Source organism: Emticicia sp. W12TSBA100-4 (genome assembly GCF_040253585.1).
Classification (GTDB): domain Bacteria; phylum Bacteroidota; class Bacteroidia; order Cytophagales; family Spirosomataceae; genus Emticicia.
Genome location: NZ_JBELAU010000053.1, coordinates 1 through 968 on the forward strand (window position 1 = coordinate 1; position 968 = coordinate 968).

The 968-nt window shown below is 36.9% G+C and carries 1 protein-coding gene; it reads left to right on the plus strand.

All coding sequences use genetic code 11. The annotated features are described in order from the left end of the window. Nucleotides 1-141: 141 nt before the first annotated feature. The coding region (gene istA / locus ABR854_RS25695) for an IS21 family transposase (RefSeq protein WP_350268723.1) at nt 142-968 on the plus strand (827 nt) is incomplete at its 3' end.

The window sequence follows — 968 nt, forward strand, 5'->3', positions numbered from 1 at the left end:
TGTATATTCCAGCGAAAGTGAGCCAGTGATTGTAGGCAAAGTGAGCCACCTGTGGATAAGTGAAAAGCGATAAAAAAAACCGTTGTTTGTAAGTAATATTTTATTAAAAATACTTACGACATGGCAAATCATCGCATCACAATGAAACAGTTACATAAACTTATTGAATATCAAATTAGCGGTAAAAGCAAACGATGGATAGCCCAAAGTTTAGGACTTTCTCGTAATACCGTTGATAATTATCTTGGCTACCTTCGGTCAGAAGTGGGTCAAGATTTAAGTTCTCTATTGGACTGGAATGAAGAAGCTCTGTATCGTTTAGTTAAAAAACAGAATTCGCCATCAACTATTGAAGCGTTAGATTTACTTTTCCCTTTGTATGCCAAAGAGTTACAAAAAGTAGGTGTAACACGATTAATGCTCTGGGAAAAATATTGCTTAACGACCCAAAATGCTATCAATTATTCGAGGTTTTGTCATTATTTTCGACATTGGCAATCTACTCAGAAAGTTACCATGCACCTCGAACATAAGGCAGGTGATAAACTATACGTTGATTTTGCAGGAGAAAAACTATACATAACAGACCCACAAAGTGGTGAAAAACAAGCAGTTGAAGTATTTATTGCAACTTTAGGATGCAGCCAATATACTTACTGTCAAGCCGTTTATAGTCAAAAAAAGGCTGATTTCTTATTAGCTCTGGCCAACGCCTTGACATATTTCGGAGGTGTTCCCCAAGCCATCGTTCCAGATAACTTAAAATCTGCTGTAAACAAAGCTGACAGATATGAGCCAGACCTTAATGAAAGCATCGAAGACTTTGCCTCACATTATGGTACTTGTATTTTCCCAACAAGAAGCCGTAAACCAAAAGATAAAGCCTTAGTTGAACGGACTGTTGGCATACTTTATACCCGCATTTATGCTCCAATAAATGAACAAGTATTTTCTTCTCTTTCTCAACT